The 24,445-nt window shown below is 34.5% G+C and carries 24 protein-coding genes; 7 read left to right on the top strand and 17 right to left on the bottom strand.

Translation table 11 applies throughout. From position 1 onward, the window contains the following. The 6 genes from ACN0QX_RS01050 to ACN0QX_RS01025 all read right to left on the bottom strand — a co-directional run bounded on the left by ACN0QX_RS01050 (position 1) and on the right by ACN0QX_RS01025 (position 4,401). Positions 1–1,557 (bottom strand): DUF4301 family protein, encoded by a 1,557-nt coding sequence (locus ACN0QX_RS01050; protein ID WP_417195098.1) that lies wholly within the window; start codon positions 1,555–1,557, stop codon positions 1–3. Continuing rightward, complete coding sequence (locus ACN0QX_RS01045; RefSeq protein WP_248396330.1) at positions 1,554–2,120, bottom strand: AAA family ATPase; 567 nt, start codon at positions 2,118–2,120, stop codon at positions 1,554–1,556. Before ACN0QX_RS01045 ends, ACN0QX_RS01050 begins: the two co-directional genes overlap by 4 nt. Next, positions 2,081–2,713 (bottom strand): nicotinamide riboside transporter PnuC, encoded by a 633-nt coding sequence (gene pnuC, locus ACN0QX_RS01040; RefSeq protein WP_417195096.1) that lies wholly within the window; start codon positions 2,711–2,713, stop codon positions 2,081–2,083. The genes ACN0QX_RS01045 and pnuC overlap by 40 nt, the downstream gene beginning before the upstream one ends. After that, entirely contained in the window at positions 2,697–2,957 is a 261-nt protein-coding gene (locus ACN0QX_RS01035) for a thiamine-binding protein (RefSeq protein WP_248396334.1), read from the bottom strand. The genes pnuC and ACN0QX_RS01035 overlap by 17 nt, the downstream gene beginning before the upstream one ends. 83 nt (positions 2,958–3,040) lie before the next feature. Further along, positions 3,041–3,769 (bottom strand): geranylgeranylglyceryl/heptaprenylglyceryl phosphate synthase, encoded by a 729-nt coding sequence (locus ACN0QX_RS01030; protein WP_248396336.1) that lies wholly within the window; start codon positions 3,767–3,769, stop codon positions 3,041–3,043. Beyond that, positions 3,769–4,401, bottom strand: a complete 633-nt coding sequence (locus ACN0QX_RS01025; RefSeq protein WP_248396338.1) for a 4'-phosphopantetheinyl transferase family protein — start codon at positions 4,399–4,401, stop codon at positions 3,769–3,771. The genes ACN0QX_RS01030 and ACN0QX_RS01025 overlap by 1 nt, the downstream gene beginning before the upstream one ends. Positions 4,402–4,534: 133 nt before the next feature. Here ACN0QX_RS01025 and ahcY point away from each other — a divergent pair, with 133 nt between their 5' ends. Next, the gene (gene ahcY / locus ACN0QX_RS01020) at positions 4,535–5,851 is read left to right on the top strand and encodes an adenosylhomocysteinase (protein ID WP_248396340.1); all 1,317 of its coding nucleotides are present in this window, start codon (positions 4,535–4,537) and stop codon (positions 5,849–5,851) included. 298 nt (positions 5,852–6,149) lie between these two features. Continuing rightward, positions 6,150–6,611 (top strand): DUF1569 domain-containing protein, encoded by a 462-nt coding sequence (locus ACN0QX_RS01015; RefSeq protein WP_248396342.1) that lies wholly within the window; start codon positions 6,150–6,152, stop codon positions 6,609–6,611. Positions 6,612–6,694: 83 nt separating this feature from the next. On the opposite strand, the gene rpmA is transcribed toward ACN0QX_RS01015, so the two are convergent. The 3 genes from rpmA to ACN0QX_RS01000 form a co-directional block, all read right to left on the bottom strand. Continuing rightward, positions 6,695–6,955: a 50S ribosomal protein L27 gene (gene rpmA, locus ACN0QX_RS01010; RefSeq protein ID WP_248396345.1), complete on the bottom strand. Its 261-nt coding sequence runs from the start codon at positions 6,953–6,955 to the stop codon at positions 6,695–6,697. 35 nt (positions 6,956–6,990) lie between these two features. Further along, on the bottom strand, positions 6,991–7,689 hold the full coding sequence (rplU, locus tag ACN0QX_RS01005; protein ID WP_248396347.1) for a 50S ribosomal protein L21: 699 nt from the start codon (positions 7,687–7,689) through the stop codon (positions 6,991–6,993). A gap of 102 nt (positions 7,690–7,791) precedes the next feature. Continuing rightward, the gene (locus ACN0QX_RS01000) at positions 7,792–8,235 is read right to left on the bottom strand and encodes a DUF4199 domain-containing protein (protein WP_248396349.1); all 444 of its coding nucleotides are present in this window, start codon (positions 8,233–8,235) and stop codon (positions 7,792–7,794) included. Positions 8,236–8,410: 175 nt separating this feature from the next. Between ACN0QX_RS01000 and ACN0QX_RS00995 the strand changes: the two genes are divergently transcribed. After that, complete coding sequence (locus ACN0QX_RS00995; RefSeq protein WP_376858151.1) at positions 8,411–9,733, top strand: M16 family metallopeptidase; 1,323 nt, start codon at positions 8,411–8,413, stop codon at positions 9,731–9,733. Between the two features lies 1 nt (position 9,734). Further along, positions 9,735–11,798, top strand: a complete 2,064-nt coding sequence (locus ACN0QX_RS00990; RefSeq protein WP_417195095.1) for a M16 family metallopeptidase — start codon at positions 9,735–9,737, stop codon at positions 11,796–11,798. Positions 11,799–11,847: 49 nt separating this feature from the next. Here ACN0QX_RS00990 and ACN0QX_RS00985 read toward each other — a convergent pair whose 3' ends face one another. Then, positions 11,848–12,726 (bottom strand): DMT family transporter, encoded by an 879-nt coding sequence (locus tag ACN0QX_RS00985; protein WP_248396355.1) that lies wholly within the window; start codon positions 12,724–12,726, stop codon positions 11,848–11,850. A gap of 90 nt (positions 12,727–12,816) precedes the next feature. Here ACN0QX_RS00985 and ACN0QX_RS00980 point away from each other — a divergent pair, with 90 nt between their 5' ends. Continuing rightward, positions 12,817–13,347, top strand: a complete 531-nt coding sequence (locus ACN0QX_RS00980) for a heavy-metal-associated domain-containing protein (RefSeq protein ID WP_248396357.1) — start codon at positions 12,817–12,819, stop codon at positions 13,345–13,347. A gap of 46 nt (positions 13,348–13,393) precedes the next feature. Here the strand turns inward: ACN0QX_RS00980 and gldD are convergent, their stop codons facing one another. The 4 genes from gldD to mutY form a co-directional block, all read right to left on the bottom strand. Continuing rightward, positions 13,394–13,978, bottom strand: coding sequence for a gliding motility lipoprotein GldD (gldD, locus tag ACN0QX_RS00975; protein WP_248396359.1), 585 nt, complete (start codon positions 13,976–13,978; stop codon positions 13,394–13,396). Between the two features lie 25 nt (positions 13,979–14,003). Beyond that, entirely contained in the window at positions 14,004–15,308 is a 1,305-nt protein-coding gene (locus ACN0QX_RS00970) for a gliding motility-associated protein GldE (protein WP_248396362.1), read from the bottom strand. Between the two features lie 22 nt (positions 15,309–15,330). After that, complete coding sequence (locus ACN0QX_RS00965) at positions 15,331–15,795, bottom strand: single-stranded DNA-binding protein (RefSeq protein ID WP_417195094.1); 465 nt, start codon at positions 15,793–15,795, stop codon at positions 15,331–15,333. Positions 15,796–15,869: 74 nt separating this feature from the next. Beyond that, complete coding sequence (gene mutY, locus ACN0QX_RS00960) at positions 15,870–16,910, bottom strand: A/G-specific adenine glycosylase (protein ID WP_417195093.1); 1,041 nt, start codon at positions 16,908–16,910, stop codon at positions 15,870–15,872. A gap of 134 nt (positions 16,911–17,044) precedes the next feature. On the opposite strand from mutY, the gene ACN0QX_RS00955 reads away from it, so the two are divergent. Together ACN0QX_RS00955 and ACN0QX_RS00950 are read left to right on the top strand one after the other, a co-directional pair. Next, complete coding sequence (locus ACN0QX_RS00955) at positions 17,045–17,335, top strand: HU family DNA-binding protein (protein WP_019386001.1); 291 nt, start codon at positions 17,045–17,047, stop codon at positions 17,333–17,335. A gap of 386 nt (positions 17,336–17,721) precedes the next feature. Next, positions 17,722–19,266: an Rne/Rng family ribonuclease gene (locus ACN0QX_RS00950; RefSeq protein WP_417195092.1), complete on the top strand. Its 1,545-nt coding sequence runs from the start codon at positions 17,722–17,724 to the stop codon at positions 19,264–19,266. Positions 19,267–19,548: 282 nt separating this feature from the next. On the opposite strand, the gene ACN0QX_RS00945 is transcribed toward ACN0QX_RS00950, so the two are convergent. The 3 genes from ACN0QX_RS00945 to ACN0QX_RS00935 form a co-directional block, all read right to left on the bottom strand. Next, on the bottom strand, positions 19,549–21,447 hold the full coding sequence (locus ACN0QX_RS00945) for an OmpA family protein (RefSeq protein ID WP_417195091.1): 1,899 nt from the start codon (positions 21,445–21,447) through the stop codon (positions 19,549–19,551). 18 nt (positions 21,448–21,465) lie between these two features. After that, positions 21,466–22,380 (bottom strand): type IX secretion system membrane protein PorP/SprF, encoded by a 915-nt coding sequence (locus ACN0QX_RS00940; protein ID WP_248396372.1) that lies wholly within the window; start codon positions 22,378–22,380, stop codon positions 21,466–21,468. Positions 22,381–22,403: 23 nt separating this feature from the next. After that, the coding region (locus ACN0QX_RS00935) for a gliding motility-associated C-terminal domain-containing protein (protein WP_417195089.1) at positions 22,404–24,445 on the bottom strand (2,042 nt) is incomplete at its 5' end.

Below are 24,445 nucleotides of genomic sequence, written 5' to 3'. Positions count from 1 at the left end.
TTATTTTAGCTGATGTGGTGACTTTAATAAATCGTTTACTGTTTTAACTGGATTGAAGGTAATGAGTGGCACTTCAACAAAAATGGTGTTCCAATTGGCCATGCTTCCATTCCATAAACCTGGCAACTCCAAAGCTTTTAAATCCTTTCCTAATCGTGTTTTTTTGGTAATAAAAGCGGCTCTATGATCTATAAACTGGGTGAGATCAAATTTATTTCCTTTGTAATCTTTAACACCACAAACCAAATCGACAGGATTAAAATGTGTGGCATTTTTTAAAATACTTTTTTGATGTTTATTCTTTTGATTTATTTGAGCCGACTCTACAATTTGAAGTGAAATAGTTCCACTTTCATCTTTAACCCAAAAGGGCCCACCTCCAGGTTCACCTTCATTTTTAACCATACCACAAACACGAATTGGTCGGTTTAATTTACTCTGAAGATATTCTATTTGAAACTTTTCTGCATATTTTTCAAATTCAGTAGAAATTTTTACCTGCATTTTTTTTGTTAAAAACCGTGCGATTTCAATGATTGTTTCGTGGGACAATTCGCCTTTATCAATTAATTTTAAATACTGAAATGCCTGCTGTTGAATTTCCATCAGAATCCCAGCCAATATCTTTTTATTCTTGGCTACTTCATTTTTATACTTATAAACAACCACATTATCAATGTTTTTAATAAAGATAATATCGGCATTCAAATCGTTTAAATTTTCAATTAACGCACCATGTCCTGATGGACGAAATAACAAATCGCCGTTCTCTAATCTGAAAGGCTCATCTTTAGGTGTAACAGCAATTGTATCGGTTGATTCTTTTTGATACGAGAATGAAATATCGAATTGAGAATTGGTTTTACGTTCTACTTTATCTTCTATTCTTGAAAACTCATTACTAAATTTATCCTTATGACTTTCTGAAATGGTAAAATGCAATTTTGCTTGCTTATTGCAACACGCATACAATGCAGATTCAAATAAATGTTCCTCAAAAGCTGTAGAAATAATTTGGTTTTTATATTCGTGAAACGGTAATAATCCTTTTGGTGAATTGCCATAATTTAAACCGTCCTCGTCTAACATAGCTTTTACAAATAATTGCGAGCGGTAACTAACATCTAAATCGGCGTAGTTTGGATAGGTTTTATTTAACAACTCCAAGACTTCAAAATAGAATGGAAATTTTTCTAAACCAACAAAGAAAATATGTAAACTTTTATCATCACGCGTATTCAAATACGAATTAATAGTTTGTTCAGCTGGATCATATTCTTCCAAAAACTGAAACAGAAATTTAAACATTCGAGTTGCTGCTCCTGATGCGGGAACAAATTTTACAATATCAAATTGGTCTTTATTTTCATCAAAAAATGCCACAAGGTTTTCAACTTCCGAATTATTTAGGCGTAAAATACCATCTCCAACTGTTGCGGCTGCCACCAAATGTGAAAATGGCAAACCGGAAACGAAGGTTTCAAGCTGTTTGTTGACACCTTCCACAGTTAAACCCTTTGACTCTATTTGTTTTATGTCCTTTTCAGAAAAAGTCATATCTTACTTTTTAATAATTCATTAATATGCTTTACGGCAACTTCAAAACGATTTGTTAGATTTCCACTTAATAAAATATAGGGCTTTTGATGAATTTCTAACGCCTTTTGAAACGCTTGAAACATCGTTTCTCTTTCATGCGGTTTATCGCGAATGCCATCGGGCTCCCATGGCAGATCAATATTAGTTAAAAAATAAAGATTATAGTAATTTTCTGTGGCAAATTTATTTAAGCGCTCTGAAGTAAAGTCCTGATAGTAAGATTCACTATATACTTTTGTTTCTAACAAGTCGGTATCACAAATTAGTAATTTATCTGCTTGCTTAGTCAATTTGTTTTCTAAAGCCATTTGGCCTTCCGCAATGGGCAATACATCATCTTGGGTTAATACCTCATGTAATTTTGCTTTATTTTCAGCATAAATCCTAGAAAATTCTGGAACCCAAAGTGTATTAAAATGAGTCGCCAATTTTTTAGCAAGAATGGTTTTTCCTGTTGACTCAGGACCAAACAGGACAATTTTTATGCAATGACTCTCGTCTTGTTTAAGTGTTTCTTCCATGCTAAATAACCATAAATTGCTAATACTGTAAAACCTAAATACTGTAAACTTGTAAAGGTAAATCCTTTGTAAAAATATAAGGGGACTGAAATAAGATCACCTACAATCCAGAAAATCCAATTTTCAACTTTTCGTTTTGCCATGAGATACATTCCGGCAAAAAATATGGCAGTTGTAAGAATATCAACATACGACACCCAACTACTCCATTTATTAAAAATTTGATAAATAACAGCAACACAAATTACCGCTGCAACGGCAATTCCAATTGAAGTCTGTTTATCCCTTTTATTCCATGATGTAATTGGTGTTTCATGCGTATCATTTATTTTACGTGTCCAAATATACCAACCATAAATACTCATTATAAAATAGTAGGCGTTAATAATCATATCGCCTAATAGTGCCCATTTAAACAATAAATACACAAAGATACTTGTGCTAATAATACCGGTTGGAAACACAAAAATATGGTTCTGTTTAGAATACCAAACGGATAGAAACCCAAAAACAATCGCAATAATCTCAAGTACAATATCTAGAGTATCATAATCACTGTACTGACCAAACAGGTAATCAAAAATGAGGCTCATAATCTTGTCTATCTGATTTGACTATTTTCATGTGTAGCAAACCGCGTTCAATTAATTCAAAAGCTTCTTTTATTTCAACGGTTAAAAGTTTCATAACCGCATCATAATCGCCATAAACCTGCGTGCTTAATGGGTTTTCAAGGACTTTTAAATGAGATGCTCGTAATTTTTTTATAAAATGAATGATGGCTGGTTCATAGTCATCATGCAACGGTGTTAAGGTTAATTCTACGGATATTTTCATGTTTATTTGCCGCGAAAGCGGTAATCTTTTTAATGTTTGTACTTATTTTAAATTTAAAACCTTACAACCCGCTTGAGGCAACATTAACAATCTTGAAGTTCTTCAAAAAAAGACTCATCATCTTCAAAAGCCGTTCCTATAACTACTAAATCGGCTCCAGCTTGGTAGGCTTGTTTTAATTGTTTTAAATTTCGAATTCCGCCGCCCACAATTAAGGGAATGCTAATATTGGTTTTTACTTTTTCAATTATCTTCTTGGATACCGGTTGCAATGCACCACTCCCAGCTTCCAAATATATAAGTTTCATTCCAAGTAATTCGCCAGCTGTGGCTGTATCTGCTATTAATTGGATGTTATTATTTTGTAATGGTGCTGTATTGGTTACACGTTGTACGGCTGTTTGTTTGCCATTTTCAATTAAGATATAACCGGTTGAAATAATTTCTAAATTTGAATTTTTCAATTTCGAAATGGCTTGAACATGCTTACCAATTAAATAGTCTGGATTTCTACCTGAAATCAGTGATAAAAATAAGAGTGCATCGGCTTGATTTGTTATTTGTCCTACATCACCAGGGAATAATAAAAGAGGTAATTGGGTGTGTTTTTTAATTTCTATTACCAAAGCTTCTGTTAATTGCGCTGCAACCACACTTCCACCAACAAAAATATGTGTGGCTCGAGACGCATTTACCTTTTCTATAAATTTAGCAACGGTATTTAAATCCATTTTATCAGGATCGATTAAAACGGCTAATAATTTTTCACCTTTAGATGTAGCTTGTAAAATGTGATTATAAATAGTCTTCATTACTTAATTGGTAAGGCAAAAGCACAGGTAAAACCTTCAAATTCTAAAAAAGTAGTATCGAAACTATGTTTACTGTTATCATAATCTATCCAAGCGCGTGTTTCGGAATCTAATATTTCAAAAGGAATTACCAGTGTATGCTGTAAAAAACTCAACCCAGGAGTAGCAAACAATTTATAAAGGGATTCTTTAATACACCAAATAACGGTTAGTTTCCGAATATAATCTTCGGCATCTTTTTGTAAATATTGACTTTCATAATCCATAAATTTATGAGCAATAACACCAATTTTGTCACGTTGCTTTTCAATATCAATGCCTACTAAATGATCACTAACCACCACTCCAGAAAATGTAAAGGAATGCGTAATAGAAATATATTTCCCGTCCTTTAAATGCGGCTTACCATTTTCATCGTAATACAAATCGGTATCGGTATAACCAAATTCGGCAAGCAAATGTCTAACACTTAAAAAACCACGTTGGTGCAGCTCACTTTTCATACTTAAAACGCGGCTTAAACTTTCGGGTTTTAAGGTAATTGGCTGAATTAAATCGTCATAAGATTCTTCTATCTTCCAGATTTTAACAGTAGTTTGTGAGTTGGGAATAAGGGTTTTATAAAGCGGCATTTAATATTCTAAAAGTTATTAGTTATCTTTGCACTGCCTAAAGCAGCTTTAGTAAATGTGACAAGCGAATTTAACTATTTTAAGTCCTTTTGCCAAAGTTGTTAGGCTATAAAAACATTAAGAAAAAAATACTATGACTACAAAAACAGTTGCTTACGTACCAAATAAGGTAAAAGATATGTCGCTTGCGGCTTGGGGAAGAAAAGAAATGGATTTAGCTGAAGCAGAAATGCCAGGATTAATGAGTCTACGTGAAGAATACAAAAATGAACAACCACTTAAAGGTGCACGTATTGCAGGTTGTCTGCACATGACGATCCAAACAGCAGTTTTAATAGAAACATTACAAGCTTTAGGCGCTGAAGTTACATGGAGTTCATGTAATATTTTCTCTACCCAAGATCAGGCAGCAGCAGCTATTGCAGCAGCAGGAACGGCTGTTTACGCCTGGAAAGATATGACCGAAGAAGAATTTGATTGGTGTATTGAACAAACCTTGTTTTTTGGTGAAGACAGAAAACCACTAAATATGATTTTAGATGATGGTGGCGATTTAACTAATATGGTTTTAGACAGGTACCCAGAATTGGCTGCGGGCATTAATGGCCTTTCAGAAGAAACAACTACAGGTGTACACCGTTTATACGAACGTGTAAAAGCTGGAACATTACCCATGCCAGCTATAAATGTAAATGATTCGGTTACAAAATCGAAATTCGATAATAAATATGGCTGTAAAGAAAGTGCTGTAGATGCTGTACGTCGTGCAACAGATATTATGTTAGCTGGAAAGCGCGTAGTGGTATGTGGTTATGGCGATGTTGGTAAAGGTACCGCTGCCTCTTTTAAAGGTGCTGGAAGTATTGTAACCGTTACAGAAATCGATCCTATTTGTGCGCTTCAAGCTGCTATGGATGGTTTTGAAGTTAAGAAATTAGAAACTGTTGTTGGAAATGCCGATATTGTTATTACCACTACAGGAAATAAAGATATTGTTCGTGGTGAACATTTTGAAGCCATGAAAGACAAAACAATAGTTTGTAACATCGGACATTTTGATAACGAAATTGATATGGCTTGGTTAAACAAAAACCACGGTCATACCAAAGATGTTATTAAGCCACAAGTTGATAAATATACCGTAAACGGAAAGGACGTTATTATTTTAGCACAAGGACGCTTGGTAAATTTAGGTTGTGCAACTGGTCATCCAAGTTTTGTAATGAGTAACTCATTTACAAACCAGACTCTAGCACAAATTGAATTGTGGACAAATAAAGACGCTTATAAAAACGAGGTATATATGCTACCAAAACATTTAGATGAGAAAGTAGCTAAATTGCACCTTGAAAAAATTGGTGTAGAGCTTACCGAACTTAAAGACGATCAAGCCAAGTATATTGGTGTAGCTGTTGAAGGTCCTTATAAGCCAGAATACTACAGATACTAGAAAAAGACCGCTTGCGACTCTAGAACATAGACCGCTTCGCTTTTAGATATTATATAAAATCCCAAGCAGGCATGTTTGGGATTTTTTTTGGGCAATTGCCACTTCGCTAAAAGCTACGTAGCACCACGCCTTCCACTGTATCTTTTTATCGTACCTCAAAATAGGATGCCGTTACAAATGCATAGCATTCACGATTTCTTATTTATTAAAGTAAAAATGCAAGAGTAATCCTTATCGCAAAAAGCAACTAAACCATAGCTTTTAAATACGTAACTTCGTTTTGTAAAACACTATATCCATGAGCTCAAAAAAACTATATGAATTAATAAACAAGTTAGAAAACCACATAAATCAGCATGACGTTGCTAATCCAAAAATTTCAAAAGCAACTGTTGGCTGGCACATAGACCATAGCTGCAAAGTAATTAATCAAGTTGTTTTAACATTACAATCATCAGATCCGGCTTTATATAAAAATGATTTCAGCTTTTTAGGAAAGCTTTTTTTTACATTAGGGTTTTTCCCGAGAGGAAAGGCAAAGGCACCAAAAAACGTTAAACCACCTGAAACTATTTCACAAAAAGACCTTATAAAACAATTGCAAGAAGCACGAACAAATATTGACATCATTCCTGATTTAGATAAAAACGCCTTTTTTAAGCATCCGCTTTTTGGGGACGTAAACAAAAAAAGAATTTATCGATTTTTAGAATTACATACCAATCATCATGTGAAGATTATACGTGATATTCTAAAATAATCCTAAATTAAATACATTGTTAAAAAACAAAAACCCTTTCTGTTTCCAGAAAAGGTTTTATATGTTTTAAAGAAATTGTTTAATTAAGCCTCGAAAGGTTCAATAGAAACATAAGATTTGTTGTCTTTTTTCTTTGTAAATTTAACAAGTCCGTCCACTTTAGCGTGTAACGTGTGGTCTTTTCCACCATACACATTTTCACCTGGGTGATGTGTATTACCTCTTTGTCTTACGATGATATTTCCAGCAACAGCAGCTTGTCCACCAAAAATCTTAACGCCTAAACGTTTTGATTCTGATTCTCTACCATTCTTCGAACTACCAACTCCTTTTTTATGAGCCATTGTCTTAAGGTTTTATTTTATTAATAATAACGAAATTATTTCTCAATTCCGCCGTCTAATCTGTCTTGTAATTCTTTAAGTTCATCCCACTTACCTTCAGCAGCTAAAGCCGCTTGTTTTGGCCAAGTGTCAGTCACAATGTGAGCTAATCTTGAACTTGCATCTGTTAACACAGTGCTTAATGCTTCAGGGGTTGCCTTTGCAATTTTAGCAAAAGTTTCAAATCCTGCATTTACCAAAGCTTCAGCAGCTTTTGGTCCAGCACCTTCAATTTTCTTTAAATCGTCTGCTTTAGCAGTTGATTTTTTAGGAGCTGCTTTTGTAGCCTCTTCCTTTTTAGCTGGTGCAGCTTTTTCAGCTTTCACTGTTTTCTCTGCTTTAGCTGGTTTTGCTTTTTCGGTTTTTTCAGCTTTTTTGCCTCCCGACGCTGCAATGCTCTCAATTACGATTTCCGTTAAAGATTGTCTGTGTCCGTTTTTTACACGGTAACCTTTACGTCTTTTCTTTTTGAAAACAATAACTTTATCACCTTTAAGGTGCTTTAATACTTTTGCTCCTACTAGAGCTCCGGTTATAGCTGGGGCGCCTACAGTTATATTGTCACCATCTGCAATTAAAAGAACGTTATCGAAAGAAACTTCCTTACCTTCTTCTGTTGCTAAACGATTAACAAAAACTCTTTGGTCTTTTTCAACTTTAAATTGATGCCCTGCTATCTCTACAATTGCGTACATAGCGTAACGTTTTTATTAAATTAGTTTATTAATCTGCTAACCTCACGGAAAGCGGATGCAAATATACTGCTAAATAATTAAACTACAAACGTTTTGTTTAAATTACGAAATATTCCAGCTTTTTTTGAAATACTGCATCACCGTAAATGCCGAAATTACGGTTGTGGCCACACCCATTATGCCAACAACAAAGGTCATAACACCAACACTAACTGGCGCGCCAAAGTCTATAAAAGACAAAACTTGTGATACAAAATCGCTATTAATTTCGGTTATGTAAAGTAAAAAGAAAAATGTAAAAACAACAGTAGCAACAAAACCTGTTATTAAACCTGCTACAAAGCCATTAGAGTATGTGAATTTATCGCCTTGCTCCAGTTTATAATAACGAACGGTTTCAAAAATCCCGAAAGCCGTAATAACCGCATTTAAAAAACTAAAAACCGGATTTGTATGTTTATCTATTAGTGCTAGAATTAAAAAGTAAGCAATTAATACAGCACTGGTAATAAGGCCAAACCTTACTGGTAAGATTACGTTTTTCATATATCAATATTTTTTCGGTTCTTAAATTTCGTGAAAATTTATGGCAAATAATAATTTGTTTATGTTTTTTTATCTAAGGTTATAAAAGCAATAAGTATTTCTTATTTTTGAAACATTGTAACATATTGAATACATAACAGACATATTACATGTCATTTAACAAAAACAAAAACACATGAAAAAAGGATTATTAACTTTTTCTGCATGTTTGCTAGCCATTATTACTAGTGTTGCACAAGAAGTGAAATTTGAAGAATTTGATTTAGATAATGGATTACACGTTATTCTGCATCAAGACAATACCGCACCTGTAGTTTCTACTTCGGTGATGTATGACGTAGGCGGAAAAGATGGAGACAGAAGCCGTACTGGATTTGCTCACTTTTTTGAGCATTTATTATTTGAAGGCTCTGAAAATATTGGTCGTGGTGAATTCATGAAAATTATTCCAGCTAATGGTGGAACGTTTAATGCCAATACATCACAAGACAGAACCTATTATTATGAAATATTTCCTTCTAACAAATTAGAATTGGGCCTATGGTTAGAATCTGAACGTATGCTACACCCTGTTATTGATCAAGTTGGTGTGGACACACAAAATGAGGTTGTAAAGGAAGAAAGACGTCAAAGTTTTGACAACAGACCTTACGGACAAATTTTAAATACTATTGGCGAAAACTTATTTGTGTTACATCCATACAAAGATTCCAATATTGGCGAGATGGCCCATTTAGATGCAGCTACTCTTGAAGAGTTTATGGCGTTTTTTGATAAATATTACGTTCCTAATAATGCCGTTTTAGTTGTTGCTGGAGATATTGATATTGCCAAAACCAAAGGATTAGTAAAAGATTATTTTGGAGCCGTAAAAAAAGGTCCAGACGTTGTACGTAACTTCCCGACTGAAGCACCAATTACTGAAACTGTTAAAGCTACTACATACGACAAGAACATTCAAACACCAGCAATTATTGCAGCGTATAGAGGCCCAGGAATGGCTACTAAAGACGCACGTGTATTGGATATGATTTCGTCATATTTAAGTGGTGGTAAGAGTTCGGTATTATATAAAAAATTAGTAGATGAGCAAAAACAAGCATTAACTGTTCAAGCCATAAACCTTCCTCAAGTTGACTATAATATTTTTGCGTTATTCGCTTTACCATTAGGTGACCAAGTAACTATTCAAACTTTATTATCGGAAATGGATGAGGAAATTGTAAAAATTCAAAATGAATTAATTTCAGAACGCGATTATCAAAAACTTCAAAATCAGTTTGAAAATCAGTTTGTAAATTCTAACTCTAGTATTTCTGGAATTGCTAATTCATTAGCTACTTATTATTTATTATATGGTGATGTAAACTTAATTAATAATGAAATAGATATTTACCGTTCTATTACTAGAGAAGACATCCAAAACGTTGCTAAAAAGTACTTAAATCCAAACCAACGCGTAGAAATAGATTACTTACCAAAAAAAGACGATCAATAAGATGAATACATATACTATAAAAATGAAACTATCTGCTTTTGTTGTCCTGTTCTTTATCGCTCTAAGCGTTTCAGCTCAAATAGACCGATCTAAACAACCAAAAGCTGGACCAGCTCCAAAAATTACTTTAGAGGAACCTGGCGAATTTGAATTGAAAAACGGCTTAAAAGTTTTAGTTGTTGAAAACCATAAATTACCACGTGTTTCCTATTCATTACGAATAGATAACAGCCCCATTTTTGAAGGTGATATTGCTGGTGTAACTAGCGTATTAGGCTCTATGTTAGGAAATGGAACAACATCCATTCCAAAGGATGCCTTTAATGAAGAAATTGATTTTTTAGGTGCTAGTCTTAATTTAGGTTTTGGAAGCGGTTTTGCTAGTTCATTAACGCAATATTCAGAACGTATTATGGAATTAATGGCAGATGCTGTTATTAATCCATTATTAACCGAAGAAGAGTTTGAAGCGGAAAAAACAAAGCTGATTGAAAACTTAAAAAATAGCGATAAAAACCCGGATGCTATTGCAGGTCGTGTTGGTAGTGCATTATCTTACGGAAAACTACATCCTTATGGCGAGTTTACAACCGAAGAAACAATTAAAAATATTACGTTTGATAATATTAAAGCCTATTACCAACAATACATGAATCCTGACAACGCCTATTTAGTTGTTATTGGTGATGTTGATTTTAGAACCGTTGAGAAACAAGTAAAGAAATACTTTAAAGATTGGGAAACAGATGCTAGTGTATCCACTACAATTCCAAAAACAGCAGAAAGCTTACCAGTTCCTCAAATCAATTTTATTGATGTTCCTGGTGCAACACAGTCTAATATTTCTGTTACCAACAATGTTTCATTAAAAATGAGTGACCCTGATTATTTCTCGGCCTTAATTGCAAATGAAATACTTGGTGGTGGTGGCGAAGGTTATTTATTTTTAAACCTTCGTGAAAAGCACGGTTACACCTATGGTTCGTACTCCAGATTAGGTGCTAATCGCTATGGCATGTCTCGTTTTAGTACAACTGCCAAAGTTAGAAATACAGTTACAGATAGTGCCGTTGTGGAAACGCTTAAAGAAATTAAACGTATTAATAATGAACCTGTAGATGCAGAGGTATTGCGTAACGTAAAAGCTAAATACACTGGAAACTTTGTAATGGCTCTTGAACGTCCAGAAACTATTGCAAGTTATGCCTTGAATATTAAGTTAAACAACTTACCAAAAGATTTTTACGAAACGTATCTTCAAAAGATAAACGATGTAACTATTGAAGATGTACAAACAGCAGCTAAAAAATATATGCGACCTGAAAATGCGCGTGTTATTGTCGTTGGAAACGGAAGTGAAGTTCTTGAAAACCTTGAAAAAGTAGGATTACCAATTCGCTATTATGATAAGTATGCGGATTTAACTGAAAAACCAGAATACGAAATCGAAATGCCTGCGGACATGAATGCCAATAAAGTGCTTAACGCCTATATTGACGCTATTGGTGGCAAAGCAAATTTAGATAAGGTTAACTCGGTTTACATTACAGCTGAAGCAGAATTACAACCAGGTGTGGTAATTAATTTAGAAATGAAGAAAACCATAAAGAACCAATCATTACAACAAATAAGCGTTATGGGGCAAACGCAAAAACAAGTTTTAGATGGTACAGCTGGTTATTCGTTTGCGCAAGGTCAACGTAAAGATATGACGGAAGCCGAAGTTAAAGAAGCCCAGGTCGAGTCGTCTCCATTCCCTGAAGTAAACTATCTTAATGGTGGTGTTACTTTAGAGAAAATTGAAAAAATAGAAGGTGAAAATGCCTATAAAATTAAAGTTGACGAAAAAACTTCAGTGTATTACAGTGTTGAAACTGGCTTAAAAATCAAAGAAATAGAGGCTTCAGAAATGGGCCAATCTGCCACTTTCTTTAGTAACTATAAAGATGTGTCAGGTGTTAAATTTCCTTTTAAAATTTCGCAAACAATGGGTCCAAGAACAATTGACTTTATTGTATCAGAAATTAAAGTAAATGAAGATGTTTCAGATGCCGATTTCGAATAATTAAACATTAAACATTATATTTTAAAAGCCTGGAGGACACTTCGGGCTTTTATTTTTTTCGCTTATGAGATAAATACACACCTAGTAAAACAATAAGCGAACCTAAACCTTGCCATAAACTAAAGCCTTCACCATCCAAAACACCCCAAACCAATGCAATAATAGGCATCAAATAAGTGACTGAAGACGCAAAAACTGGCGTAGACATTTGAACCAGTTTATTAAATAGCACTTTTGCCAAAGCCGTCCCAAAAAAGGATAAAATGATGACATAAACCAATGCCATTTTTAAATTTGGATTGGATAAAGTTTCCGTGGTGAAAAAATCTGCAAAAAATAAAGTTATTAAAGCAGGAATAGTAATAACCGCATAATTTCCGGCTGCAATAGCTAAGGGTTTCACATCTTGTAAATAGCGTTTAATAATATTCACATTAGCCGCATACATTACTGTTGAAATTATAACAAAACCAGCATATAAATAGTTTTGTTCCGGATTTAGCTCGGCACCTTTTAAAATAAGGATAGCCGTTCCAACAAACCCAATTATCACACCTAAAATTTGACGCTTGGTTGATGCTATTTTAAAAACAGCAAACCCTAATAAAATAGTATTCAATGGCACCAATGAATTTAAAATAGATGCTACAGCACTATCAATTTCAGTTTCTGCAATTGCGAATAGAAAAGCGGGGAAAAAAGATCCTAAAAAACCCGATGCACCAATCCATTTCCATTGGCGTTTATCAATGGTTTTAAGCTTATTAAAACCTACAGCAAGCAAGAAAATTCCTGTAATTATGGTTCTAACAGCACCTAATTGATACGGTGTAAGTCCTAAAAGTGATTTTTTAATGAGAATAAATGATGTACCCCAAATCACGGAAAGCACGACTAAATATAACCACTTACTACTAATTTGCTTCATACAAAAACGGTTCAAGGCACAAAATTCCAATTTTAAATGCAATAAATGGCAATATTTAGTAATTTTGTAATGAACTTAATTACAATTAAAATGAAAACGTTAAAAAATATAGTGACACTTGTTGTACTAGCTTTAGTATTTGCAAGTTGTAAAAATGAAACAGCACCAGAAGTGGTAACGGTTGAAACAGAAACTACCGAAGTAGCTGTGGCCGAATTAGATCCAAATGCGACATACGCAAAAGCAGAATTTACCATTGAAGGTATGACATGCGCCATGGGATGCGCCAAAACCATTGAAAAGAAAATGGCTAAAATGGACGGTGTAAAATCGGCTAAAGTTGATTTTGATACACGTTTAGCAATGGTAGAATACGATGAGGCTAAAGTTAATGCTATGTCTTTAGAAGAAGTTGTAAAGAAAGCTGGTGATGTATATTCTGTAAAAGATATGAAAACTGTTGATAGTTTTGATTCTGAAGCTACACCAGATGCTGCTGACAAAAAAGCTTGCGATAAAGATTGTAAAAAAGCATGTTGTGCAGATAAAACAGAAGCCGAAAAAACAGCTTGTGCTGAAGACTGTAAAATGGCATGTTGTGCAGATAAAGCGAAGGCTTAATTACAATTTTATAATATCAAAAAGCCACTCAAATGAGTGGCTTTTTTTATTTCCAGGTTACGGTTTCCATAATATGTTGGATATCCTTTTGCAAATATTTTGCTGCAGGTAAAATAGAATCGAAATTAGGTTTTGCATAAAAATATAAGGATCCTGTTAAAAAATGACTGGTACTGTCCGTTACATAAAACTGGGATTGTGATGCTGCATTACCGCCAACTTCATAAAACATGCCGTAAACCTTTCGCTCTTTATTCTCGTAAAGTTGCTCCGCAATCTCATCTGCCTTTACGGTATGCTCTTGTGTAAATCCTTGCGCATCTTTAAGCAAGGTTAATAACCGTTCTTTATTATTGTTAATTGGTTTATAGGTTAAATAAATGGTGCCCTTTAATGCAGGATACATTAAATCTATTCCATAGCTACCAGAATCATTTCCAATAGTTCTTGCCTTAATTTCCGCGGCTAATTCATTTTTTTCAAAAGTAAACGGAAAACCGGCTTCTAACCTTTTATAGTCAGCTTTAGGATATTCCAATCGTAAATGTGCTGCAGGCTTTGGCAAGGTATCATTACCACATGCGCTTATAGTTATTGCTAGAATTATGATTATAACACTTTTAAACTTCATTTGTTTTAAATTAAATAAGATAAATTTAAGGAATAGTTACCTTTACACGAGTAATCCGTTTTTTATCTAAAGCTTCTATTATAAAAACGTAATTTCCGAAATATATTTTACTGCCCTGTTTGGGAAAACTTTTTGAGAATTCTAAAATAAAGCCAGCCAAGGTTTCCGCTTCCCCTTTTTCGTCTTCAAATAAGCTGTTATCTTCAACTTTTACAATTTTATAAAAATCCTTTAAAGCTGTTTTACCTTCAAAAACATAATTATTATTATCTAGTTTGGAGTAAATTAAGTCTTCATCATCAAACTCATCGCTAATATCACCCACAATTTCCTCAATAATATCTTCTAAAGAAATTAATCCCGAGGTGCCACCATATTCATCAACTACAACAGCCAAGTGCACTTTCTTTTCTTGAAATTCCACCATTAAATCGTCCAACTTTTTATTTTCTGGAACAAAAAATGGCTCCCGTAGCAAGCTGGTCCAATCAAATTGCTTTCGGTCTAAAAATGGTAATAAATCTTTTACATAGAGAATCCCTTTTATTTTATCAATATTTTCCTCAAAAACAGGGATTCGGGAATAACCATTACTCACAATTTCTGGAATAATTTCTAAATATTTCTGGTTGACATTTAATGCAAAAATATCAATACGTGGTCTCATGACCTGCTTGGTATCTGTATTCCCGAAGGATACAATACCTTTTAAAATTTTGTGTTCTTCTTTGGTGGTATCTGCCTCGCTTGTTAAATCCAAGGCTTGCGATAGTTGATCTACACTTAAATTAGATTTCTGCTTACCTAATTTACTGTGAATTCCTAACGTGATACTGCGCATTGGCAAGCTCAATGGTGAAAAAATTACATCTAAAACTCGTAATGGATAAGCCATAAAAATGGCGAATTTCATTCGGTTTCTACTTGCGTAAATTTTTGGTAAAATTTCACCAAATAGTAAAATTAAAAAAGTGATAACGACCACTTCTACCAAAAACTTTACAATCGGTATTTGAATGCTTTTAAAGATAAATTGCCCCAAATAGGCAAAGAGAATTACTATACCAATATTAATGAAGTTGTTGGCCACCAAAATAGTTGCCAACAGTTTTTTAGGACGCTCCAATAGCTTAACAATAATATTGACAGCCGTTGTGTTTGTTTGCGATTCGTCTTCAATATCTGTTCTGGTTAATGAAAACAATGCTACTTCTGCTCCTGAAATTAAGGCGGAACAAAGCAATAACACAAATAGGAGTGCTATTCCTAAAAATATGGAATAATCAACGGAGATAATTAACGATAAAAAACTGGGAGGTTCTAGGTCCAATGATAGTTGGTTTTAATGACGTTTAAAATGGCAAATCGTCTTCCGGCATATCTACTTCCGGCTTGGGAGTAATAGGCTCTTGACGTGGTTGTGCACTATGTGTTTGTTGTTGTTGTTGTGGCTGACTGGATGGGGAACTACCACTTTCGCCTTTGGTTGTTAAAAACGTAAAATCTGTACATTGTATTTCAGTAGAGTACCGATCATTTCCTGTATCATCTTGCCATTTTCTTGTTTTAATACGACCTTCAATATATACTTTATCGCCTTTGCTTAAATATTTTTCGCAAACTTCAGCGGCTTTATTTCTAACTACAATATTGTGCCATTCGGTGTTTGTTACACGTTCATTGGTTTGTTTACTGGTATACGTCTCGTTTGTAGCCAACGGAAAACGGCCAATACAGCCACCACCTTCAAAGTAATGCATCTTTACTTCATCTCCCAAATGCCCAATTAGCATAACTTTATTTAATGTTCCTGACATGATTCTTTATTTATTTGGCAAAATTACGCTTTTGCTATTCATAAACTTAAATTTAGTAAAAAAATATGAGCTCCCTAAATTTCAGATTGAAAATTGAAAACATCAATAAAGTTTTTAATCAAAATAGGAACGGCATAGTTTTCAATTTCTGAAATGGGAATACCTATTTTTGGCAAATTGGTAGTTTGTATAATCCAAAACTTGGTATGTAAATGCTGATGTGACAATTTATGAATAATATCAACCGGATTATATAAGGTTACTTTCACAACCGAATCATCCGGATTTAATTGCTGTAAAAAATCGGCTTCATCTAAACTATGTTTAGATTCTAATAGCGGAAATTGATAGAGATTTTGCCAGATGCCTTTTCCTTTTCGCTTTTCTAGTATCGTATACCCACCATCCGTTACATAAACCAAAAAATTAAAGAACTTGTTTTTAGGTTTGTTATTTTTAATTTTAACAGGCAGGACGTTTACCTCGTTTTCCCTAAACGCCACACAACTTTCTCTTAAAGGACAAACCGAACAGTCCGGACTACTAGGTTTGCATTGTATGGCGCCAAATTCCATGATGGCTTGATTAAAATTGGCTGGGTTTTTAGCATCAATAAGATCCATTGCCAAGGCTTTAAACACCTTGTTACCTTGCGTACTATTAATAGGAGTATGTATTCCATAAAATCTGGCAAGCACACGATATACATTACCGTCTACAACAGCAGCCACCTCATTAAAACAAAAGGAGGCAATGGCACTGGCTGTATAATCGCCAACTCCTTTTAGTTTTAGTAAATCCTTATAGGTATTAGGGAAATTTCCATGTAACTCATAAGCCACAGACTTGGCTGTAGCATGTAAATTTCTAGCTCGTGAATAGTAACCCAATCCTTGCCAAAGTTTTAAAACAGCCTCTTCATGAGCATTTGCAAGATTGAAAACTGTAGGATATTGCGACACAAAGGCTTCGTAATAAGGCAGACCTTGCTTGATTTGGGTTTGTTGCAAAATAATTTCGGATAACCATATATAGTATGGGTTCTTGGTATTTCGCCACGGCAAATCACGCTTATTTATTGAATACCAATTTGTTAAAGTTTTTGTAAAATGCATTGAAGTAGGTTGCTAACGGCAAAAGTAAAGGTTTATATTCTTAAATTTTAATGAATTAGGTTTGAAATATTGAATTTTAAATTCCTATATTTGCATCCCTTATTAGATTAATAGCAAACAATAAAATAATTAACATGACAAAAGCTGATTTAGTAGCAAAAATTTCTGAAAAATTAGGAATTGAAAAAGGCGATGTACAGGCAACTGTTGAAACATTTATGGAGGAAGTGAAAACTTCATTAGAGAGTGGAGATAACGTTTATTTAAGAGGATTTGGTAGCTTTATTATTAAAACTAGAGCTGAAAAAACTGGAAGAAATATATCTAAAAATACAACTATCAAAATACCTGCTCATAATATTCCTGCATTTAAACCTGCAAAAGTATTTGTAGAAGGTGTTAAAACGAATGTTGACGTCAAGTAAAAACATTAAATTATTAACTTAAAACAAGTAACTTATGCCAAGTGGTAAAAAGAGAAAGAGACACAAGGTAGCAACGCATAAGCGTAAAAAAAGAAGACGCGCTAACCGTCACAAAAAGAAGAAGTAAGCTTAAAAAGTAGTTATTTAACTACTTTTTTGGTTTTTACAACAAAGAGTTCTTTGAAATTGAGTTTCGCTTTATATAAAGGTTTTATATATCGAGTTGCTCTTCGGATTTAAAAAAATCCTGTGAGATACCTTAACTATATTCCGTGTAAAAACGGATTATAGTTTGGGTGTTCTTTCTATTGTTTGTAATGAACAGTAGAAAAAATAGTATTAATCCATCTGTCATACCATTGGTATGGTAGATAAAAATTAACAAAATGGATAAAGAATTAATTATTCGGTCTGGTTCAGACGCTGTTGATTTTGCCTTATTAAAAGATGGAAGACTAGTTGAATTACAGAAAGATGAAGGCGGTAATAACTTTTCCGTTGGCGATGTGTTTATTGCCAAAATACGAAAAGCTGTTCCGGGTTTAAATGCTGCGTTTGTAAATGTAGGCTACGAAAAAGATGCCTTTTTACATTATCATGATTTAGGACCCAAACTCCCTTCCCTTTTAAAATTCACAAAACGTGTAAGCACAGGTAAACTAAAAGACTATTCTTTAAAGAATTTCCCATTTGAAAAAGATATTGATAAAGACGGCAAAATTACGGACGTTTTAAAATCAAATCAATCTACATTAGTACAAATAGTAAAAGAGCCAATTTCCACTAAAGGACCACGGATTAGTTCCGAGTTATCCATAGCTGGCAGATACATTGTTTTGGTGCCTTTTTCTGATCGTATTTCTATTTCACAAAAGATAGAGGACAAAGAAGAAAAAGACCGCTTAAAACGCCTTGTAAAGAGTATTACTCCCCAAGGTTTTGGCGTTATTGTTCGTACAGTAGCAGAAGGCAAAAAAGTAGCAGAGCTAGATAAAGATTTACAAAATTTGCTTGGTCGTTGGACCGCAATGTGTAAAAAACTAGACAAAGCACACCACCCAAGTAAGGTACTTGGCGAATTGAATAAAGCTTCATCAATATTACGTGATATTTTTAACGATACGTTTACCAATATCCATGTAGATGATGAAGAACTTTACATTCAAATTAAAGATTATGTGCAAGAAATTGCACCAAAAAAAGAATCAATTGTGAAATTATATCAATCCAATGTTCCCATTTTTGAGAAATTTGGTGTAGAAAGACAGATTAAAACATCCTTCGGGAAAACTGTTTCTATGTCCAAAGGCGCTTATTTGGTAATAGAACACACTGAAGCTTTACACGTTATTGATGTAAACAGTGGTAATCGTTCCAATAAAGCTAAAAATCAAGAGGATACAGCCTTGGAAGTTAATATGATATCTGCAACCGAAATTGCTAGACAACTTCGTTTACGTGATATGGGAGGCATTATCGTTATTGACTTCATTGATATGACGAAAGCAGAAAACAGAAAAACGCTTTACAATCATCTTCGTGATGAAATGAAAGATGACAGAGCGAAACACAAAATACTACCACCAAGTAAATTTGGTTTAGTACAAATTACAAGACAACGCGTACGTCCAGAAATGAACATTAAAACGCGAGAGGAAAATCCGGATTCCATTAATGGAGCCGATGTTGAAGCACCAATAGGTATTGTGTCGAAAATTACTCACGATCTTGAACAATTATTAAAAAAAGACTATACAAAGGTGACCTTAAACACACATCCTTTTATAGCAGCCTTTTTAACCAAAGGTATTCCATCAATACGTTCAAAATGGTTTTTTGAACATAAAAAATGGGTCAAAATATTACCAAGAGATGCTTACACATACTTAGAGTACCACTTTTTTGATAAAGATGGTAAACAAATTAAATAATAACAAAGCTCCGAATTTTCTTCGGGGCTTTTTTTATGCGCAAACTTTAGGTACACTTAAAATAAAAAGCTTTTCGTATGAATTTTAATACCAGATGGTGGTTGCATATTTACTAGTTATATTACGGACTATAGGAAGCTAAATTTCAGTTTTACGCTTTAATTAAAGACCGTTTTATAATCTATAGTAAAATGCAAAAAATTGACATTAAACACGAAGAAAATAAAAAGCCTTGCTAAATTAATAGCAAGGCTTTTTTTTATAACTAATAATTAGTTTGCATTATTCTTCAGAAGGATTTCCACTTACTATAATAAACTCTGAACGTCTATTTGTTTTATGTTCTGCTTCTGTACAATTAGATTTACAATCTACTTTAGGCTCATTTTCACCTTTTCCTACTCCAGAAATTCTGGAAGCATCTATACCTTTAGAGATTACATATTGAACGGTAGATTTAGCACGTCTGTCTGATAATCTTTCATTGTATGAAGCTGGACCTCTATTATCTGTGTGAGATTCTGCCAAAATAATCATATTTGGATATTTCTTCATAACAGATACTAATTTATCCAATTCAAATGCCCCTTGTTGTGTAATATTAGATTTATCAAAATCGAATAATATTGGATTCAATACAACACGATCTAGCACAATAATTTTATCAATAGGATTTAAATTAAGCAGCAATAACGCTTCCTTATCCTTACTCCCTGCAAAGCTAATTGTATTACTTTCATAGCCTTCTAATACACCGGCAATTTCCAAAGTTTTATCGCAAGAAACAGTGTATTCTACCTTACCTTTAACATCTGATGTTTGCGTTGAAACCACACGTCCTGCAGCATCTCTAATTTTAACAGAAACGCCCGCTAAAGGATTACTAGTATCATTATCTACTACGGTTGTAATTACATTTACATTACATGGTACTAGGCGTTTTATTGCATATATATCATCGCCACCTTTTCCTCCAGAACGATTAGAAGACACAAAGCCTTCTCCTGTTTCCTCGTTTACAGTGAACGCAAAGTCATCTACATTACTATTTACGGGAACACCTACGTTTACAGCTTCACCCGCTTCTGACATATAAAATACGTCTAAACCACCTAGTCCTAAGTGACCATCTGAAGAGAAGTATAATGTTCCGTTAGAACTTGAAAATGGGAATTTTTCGTTTCCTTCTGTATTTACTTTGTCTCCTAAATTTACTGGTTCTCCAACTGTACCGTCTTCATTTACTGGTGCTTTGTACAGGTCAAATAATCCAAGACCTCCTGGCATATCTGATTGGAAATATAACGTTTTGCCATCTGCACTTAAAGCAGGACTATTTACATTGTAGCTAGAATTATTTAAAGAAAGCGACTCAACATTTCGCCATTTATCACCATCTCTATTTGCTTTGTATATATGTAGAACACTGAATTTTGTATTAGAGATTGAATCTTTTTCATATTCGCCTTCAAAGAAACTCTCACGCGCAAAATACATGGTATTTCCATCCGGAGTAAATGTTACAGTCCCTTCATGGTATTTTGTATTAATATCTCCTTTTACGGGGTCAGCTTCTTGATATGTACCATCTGTAAGAATATTTGAAACGTAAACATCTAAAAATGGTTGGTCATTCCATCCGTAGTTACGTCTAGCATTATTTCTAGCTGTTGTAAAATACAATTGACTATTATAAACTGCGCCTCCAAAATCTGAATTTTCAGTATTAATTTCTAAATTTTGAATGGTATACTCTTTTGCTTTTTCCAATATTAATGGTAAATAATGAGGATTTGCTTTAAACGCTTTTGAACGGTCATCTCTTGGTTTTAATTGAGCAAAACGCGCCATTTGTGCATTGGCTTCTTGGTACTTTTCATTTGCTTTAAGCATTTGAGCGTATTTGTAAACCATTTCAGCATTATCTGATGATTCTAAAGCTTTGGCATACCAGCGTTCCGCTTCAACTGTATTGAAAATATTATAATTAGCTTCTCCTAATTGTGAATAGACATAGGTGTCTCCTTCACCGTTTTCAACCAGTTTATTGTAACCTGCAATAGCTTGAACAAACTCGAATTTAGCAAAATGCTTATCAGCAGATTCCGTAGCTTTATTTTGAGCAGTCGCACTTAAACTACTCATGACTATAAGTGCTATAAATATTTTAATGTTTTTCATTATGTTTAGCTTAAGTGATTAGAAATAACGTGGTGAACGCGATACTTTTTTGGTGAAACTGAAATCGAAGTTAATAAATATCTCATGTGATGATGATGTTGCATAACTTAAATCTGATTGCACACTATCATAAGCATAACCAATTCTTAAATTAGGAGATACCATAAAGTTAATCATTCCAGTAAAAGAATCCTCTAAACGATATCCTGCTCCAATTTCCACAATATTAAACATGAAAAGGTTTGCATTTACATCAAAACTGATAGGCGCATCAAACGCCATTTTCATCATACCGTGAGGTTTTAATGCGAAATTATCAGATAAATTAAATACATAACCTGCTCCAGCAAATAAGTGTTGTGTTTCAGATCCAACTTTAACACCGTTTGTAGCATCTAAATGCACGGAGTTAAGCATATTTGGCATAGAAACCGACACATAATATTTGTTTGGTTTGTAGAAATAAACACCGGCACCAACGTTTGGTGTAGCGCCATCCACATCTTCTTGAAGGAAGGGATCATTCATATCTATGACGTCCAAATCCACCAATCCAACTTTGTGAAAGGTTGCACCTGCTTTAACACCAAAGGCTAATTTGTTATCACCTCCTAATGGTAAGGTATATGAGAAATCAGCATAGACGTTATTTTCTCTAACTGGTCCAATTTCATCATTAATAAAGGATAAACCGAGACCTACGCGCTTTCCAACTGGCGCACTAATAGAGAGTGTTCCAGTATTAGGCGAACCTTCTAACCCAACCCATTGGCTTCTATAAAGAGCACCAATAGCAATTCCTTCAAAGGAACCGGCATAAGCTGGGTTTATCACGTTCATATTATACATATACTGCGTGTACTGCGGGTCTTGTTGTGCATGCATAAAGGATGCTGACAATAAGAATACGAAAATTATATATAGTTTTTTCATTATTAAATTTTGGTTGCGTTCGTTTACTTGTTGATATATACCCATGATGATTTCACTTTACCATTTTGATATTTCATGATATAATAATAAGTTCCTACCGGTAATTCATCACCGTTATCGGCAACTCCTCTAAACTGGTCTGTATAAATTCCATTTTTATGGCTAAATACTTTAACACCATGACGGTTGAATATTTCTAAACTACTCACATCATAACCACTTAGATCAAACGTATCGTTTACGCCATCATCATTTGGTGTGATAACCTGCGGAATAACCTGCACCAAACATTCATCTGTAATAAATGTTACTTCAGATGATACGGGACAAGGTCCAGTTGTAGTATACGCAATTGTATACGACGTGTTTGTTTCAGCATTTTGGACTTCTCCCGTTGTTGCATTTATGGTTGCACCATCGTTTGGAATCGGGTTAAAAGTAAATGTACCTCCCGTATCTCCTAAAATACTTATAGTTGCTCCTTCGCATGATATTGCAACCACGCTAAATGAAGCGTCTTCTTCTGCCGGAATAGTTATTGTTTCCGATGCCGTTGTTGGACAAGTACCTACCGTGGTATATTCAACCGTATAACTACTTCCTGATACTACATTCATAATCTCACCTGAACCTGGGTCTATAGTTGCTCCATCTGTTGGTAAAGGATTAAATGTAAATGTTCCTCCTGTATCACCTGTTAGAACAGCGGTAGCACCATCACAATTTACTGTCATTGTAAATGAAGCATCACCTCCTGGCAGCACTGTTACTGTTTGTGTTTCTGTTTCTGCACAAACTCCAGACGTTGAATATACTACTGTATACGTAGTACCACCGGTACCATTCGAGATTTCTCCTGTGGTTGCATTTATAGTTGCACCATCCGTTGGTACTGGGTTGAAGGTAAATGTTCCTCCTGCATCACCATCTATAGTTGCTACGGCTCCATCACAATTAGCAGTTAAGGTAAAGGATGCATCACCAACCGTTGGCAAGGTTATTGTTTCTGAAGTTGTTGCTTCACAACTAACATCACCTACTGTATACTCTATGGTATAAGAAGATCCAGGAACACCATTTGTAATTTCACCGGTATTCATGTCTAATACCGCACCATCCGTTGGTACTGGATTAAATGTGAATACACCACCTGTATCACCAGTTACATTAGCTGTTGCACCTGTACACGATGTTGTCATTTCAAATGCTGCATCTGCTATTAACGGAATACTTATTGTTTGCGTTGCTGTCTCTGGGCAGTCGCCTACTGTTGTGTATTCTACCGTGTAACTTGCACCTGCTACAACATTCGTAATTTCACCAGAAGCGGAATCAATGGTTGCACCATCGGTTGGCACTGGATTGAATGTGAATACACCTCCAGTATCTCCCGTTACAGTTGCTGTTGCACTTACGCAATCTGCTGAAAGCGTAAAAGATGGGTCGCTTGGTAATAATACGGTTACAGTTTCTGTTCTCGTAACAGGACAGGTTCCAGAAATAGTATATTCAACAGTATAGGTATTACCACTAACACCGTTAGAAATTTCACCTGTTGTACTGTCTATTGTTGCGCCATCTGCAGGTTCTGGATTAAAAACAAACGTACCTCCGCTATCACCATCAATTGTAGTAATAGCACCGTCACATGTTGCGGTTAATGTGAAGGAAGGATCTCCTGCCGCTGGCAATGTTATAATTTCCGTAACAATAGCCGGACAACCAGCCTCTCCTACTGTATATTGTACATTATAAGTTGTTCCAGAGGTACCATTAGTAATCTCTCCGGTTGTTGGGTCAATAATAGCGCCATCCGTAGGTTCTGGGTTGAAAGCAAATGTTCCACCTGTATCTCCAAGAATAGTAGCAGTTGCTCCCGTACAGTCTAAATCCATTTCAAATGTTCCATCAGCTGTAGAAAGGTTGGTGTAAGTAACCTCAACTTCATCTACAACAGTAGCTTGACCACCCGTACATAAATCATATGTTACTTCAAAGGTATAAGTTGAATTTTGAGTTGGAGACACTGTTACGGTGTCTTCTGTCCCAATTACATTACCGTTTT

It is taken from the genome of Bizionia sp. (assembly GCF_048259285.1).
GTDB lineage: Bacteria > Bacteroidota > Bacteroidia > Flavobacteriales > Flavobacteriaceae > Algorimicrobium > Algorimicrobium hallyeonense.
The sequence above is the reverse complement of the archived record's forward strand: the minus strand, read 5'-3'. Positions and strand labels throughout refer to the sequence as shown.

Bases quoted from the DNA above. Each gene is read 5' to 3' on its own strand.
- ACN0QX_RS01050 (WP_417195098.1), bottom strand. From the start codon at position 1,557: ATGACTTTTTCTGAAAAGGACATAAAACAAATAGAGTCAAAGGGTTTA.
- ACN0QX_RS01045 (WP_248396330.1), bottom strand. From the start codon at position 2,120: ATGGAAGAAACACTTAAACAAGACGAGAGTCATTGCATAAAAATTGTC.
- pnuC (WP_417195096.1), bottom strand. From the start codon at position 2,713: ATGAGCCTCATTTTTGATTACCTGTTTGGTCAGTACAGTGATTATGAT.
- ACN0QX_RS01035 (WP_248396334.1), bottom strand. From the start codon at position 2,957: ATGAAAATATCCGTAGAATTAACCTTAACACCGTTGCATGATGACTAT.
- ACN0QX_RS01030 (WP_248396336.1), bottom strand. From the start codon at position 3,769: ATGAAGACTATTTATAATCACATTTTACAAGCTACATCTAAAGGTGAA.
- ACN0QX_RS01025 (WP_248396338.1), bottom strand. From the start codon at position 4,401: ATGCCGCTTTATAAAACCCTTATTCCCAACTCACAAACTACTGTTAAA.
- ahcY (WP_248396340.1), top strand. From the start codon at position 4,535: ATGACTACAAAAACAGTTGCTTACGTACCAAATAAGGTAAAAGATATG.
- ACN0QX_RS01015 (WP_248396342.1), top strand. From the start codon at position 6,150: ATGAGCTCAAAAAAACTATATGAATTAATAAACAAGTTAGAAAACCAC.
- rpmA (WP_248396345.1), bottom strand. From the start codon at position 6,955: ATGGCTCATAAAAAAGGAGTTGGTAGTTCGAAGAATGGTAGAGAATCA.
- rplU (WP_248396347.1), bottom strand. From the start codon at position 7,689: ATGTACGCAATTGTAGAGATAGCAGGGCATCAATTTAAAGTTGAAAAA.
- ACN0QX_RS01000 (WP_248396349.1), bottom strand. From the start codon at position 8,235: ATGAAAAACGTAATCTTACCAGTAAGGTTTGGCCTTATTACCAGTGCT.
- ACN0QX_RS00995 (WP_376858151.1), top strand. From the start codon at position 8,411: ATGAAAAAAGGATTATTAACTTTTTCTGCATGTTTGCTAGCCATTATT.
- ACN0QX_RS00990 (WP_417195095.1), top strand. From the start codon at position 9,735: ATGAATACATATACTATAAAAATGAAACTATCTGCTTTTGTTGTCCTG.
- ACN0QX_RS00985 (WP_248396355.1), bottom strand. From the start codon at position 12,726: ATGAAGCAAATTAGTAGTAAGTGGTTATATTTAGTCGTGCTTTCCGTG.
- ACN0QX_RS00980 (WP_248396357.1), top strand. From the start codon at position 12,817: ATGAAAACGTTAAAAAATATAGTGACACTTGTTGTACTAGCTTTAGTA.
- gldD (WP_248396359.1), bottom strand. From the start codon at position 13,978: ATGAAGTTTAAAAGTGTTATAATCATAATTCTAGCAATAACTATAAGC.
- ACN0QX_RS00965 (WP_417195094.1), bottom strand. From the start codon at position 15,795: ATGTCAGGAACATTAAATAAAGTTATGCTAATTGGGCATTTGGGAGAT.
- mutY (WP_417195093.1), bottom strand. From the start codon at position 16,910: ATGCATTTTACAAAAACTTTAACAAATTGGTATTCAATAAATAAGCGT.
- ACN0QX_RS00955 (WP_019386001.1), top strand. From the start codon at position 17,045: ATGACAAAAGCTGATTTAGTAGCAAAAATTTCTGAAAAATTAGGAATT.
- ACN0QX_RS00950 (WP_417195092.1), top strand. From the start codon at position 17,722: ATGGATAAAGAATTAATTATTCGGTCTGGTTCAGACGCTGTTGATTTT.
- ACN0QX_RS00945 (WP_417195091.1), bottom strand. From the start codon at position 21,447: ATGAAAAACATTAAAATATTTATAGCACTTATAGTCATGAGTAGTTTA.
- ACN0QX_RS00940 (WP_248396372.1), bottom strand. From the start codon at position 22,380: ATGAAAAAACTATATATAATTTTCGTATTCTTATTGTCAGCATCCTTT.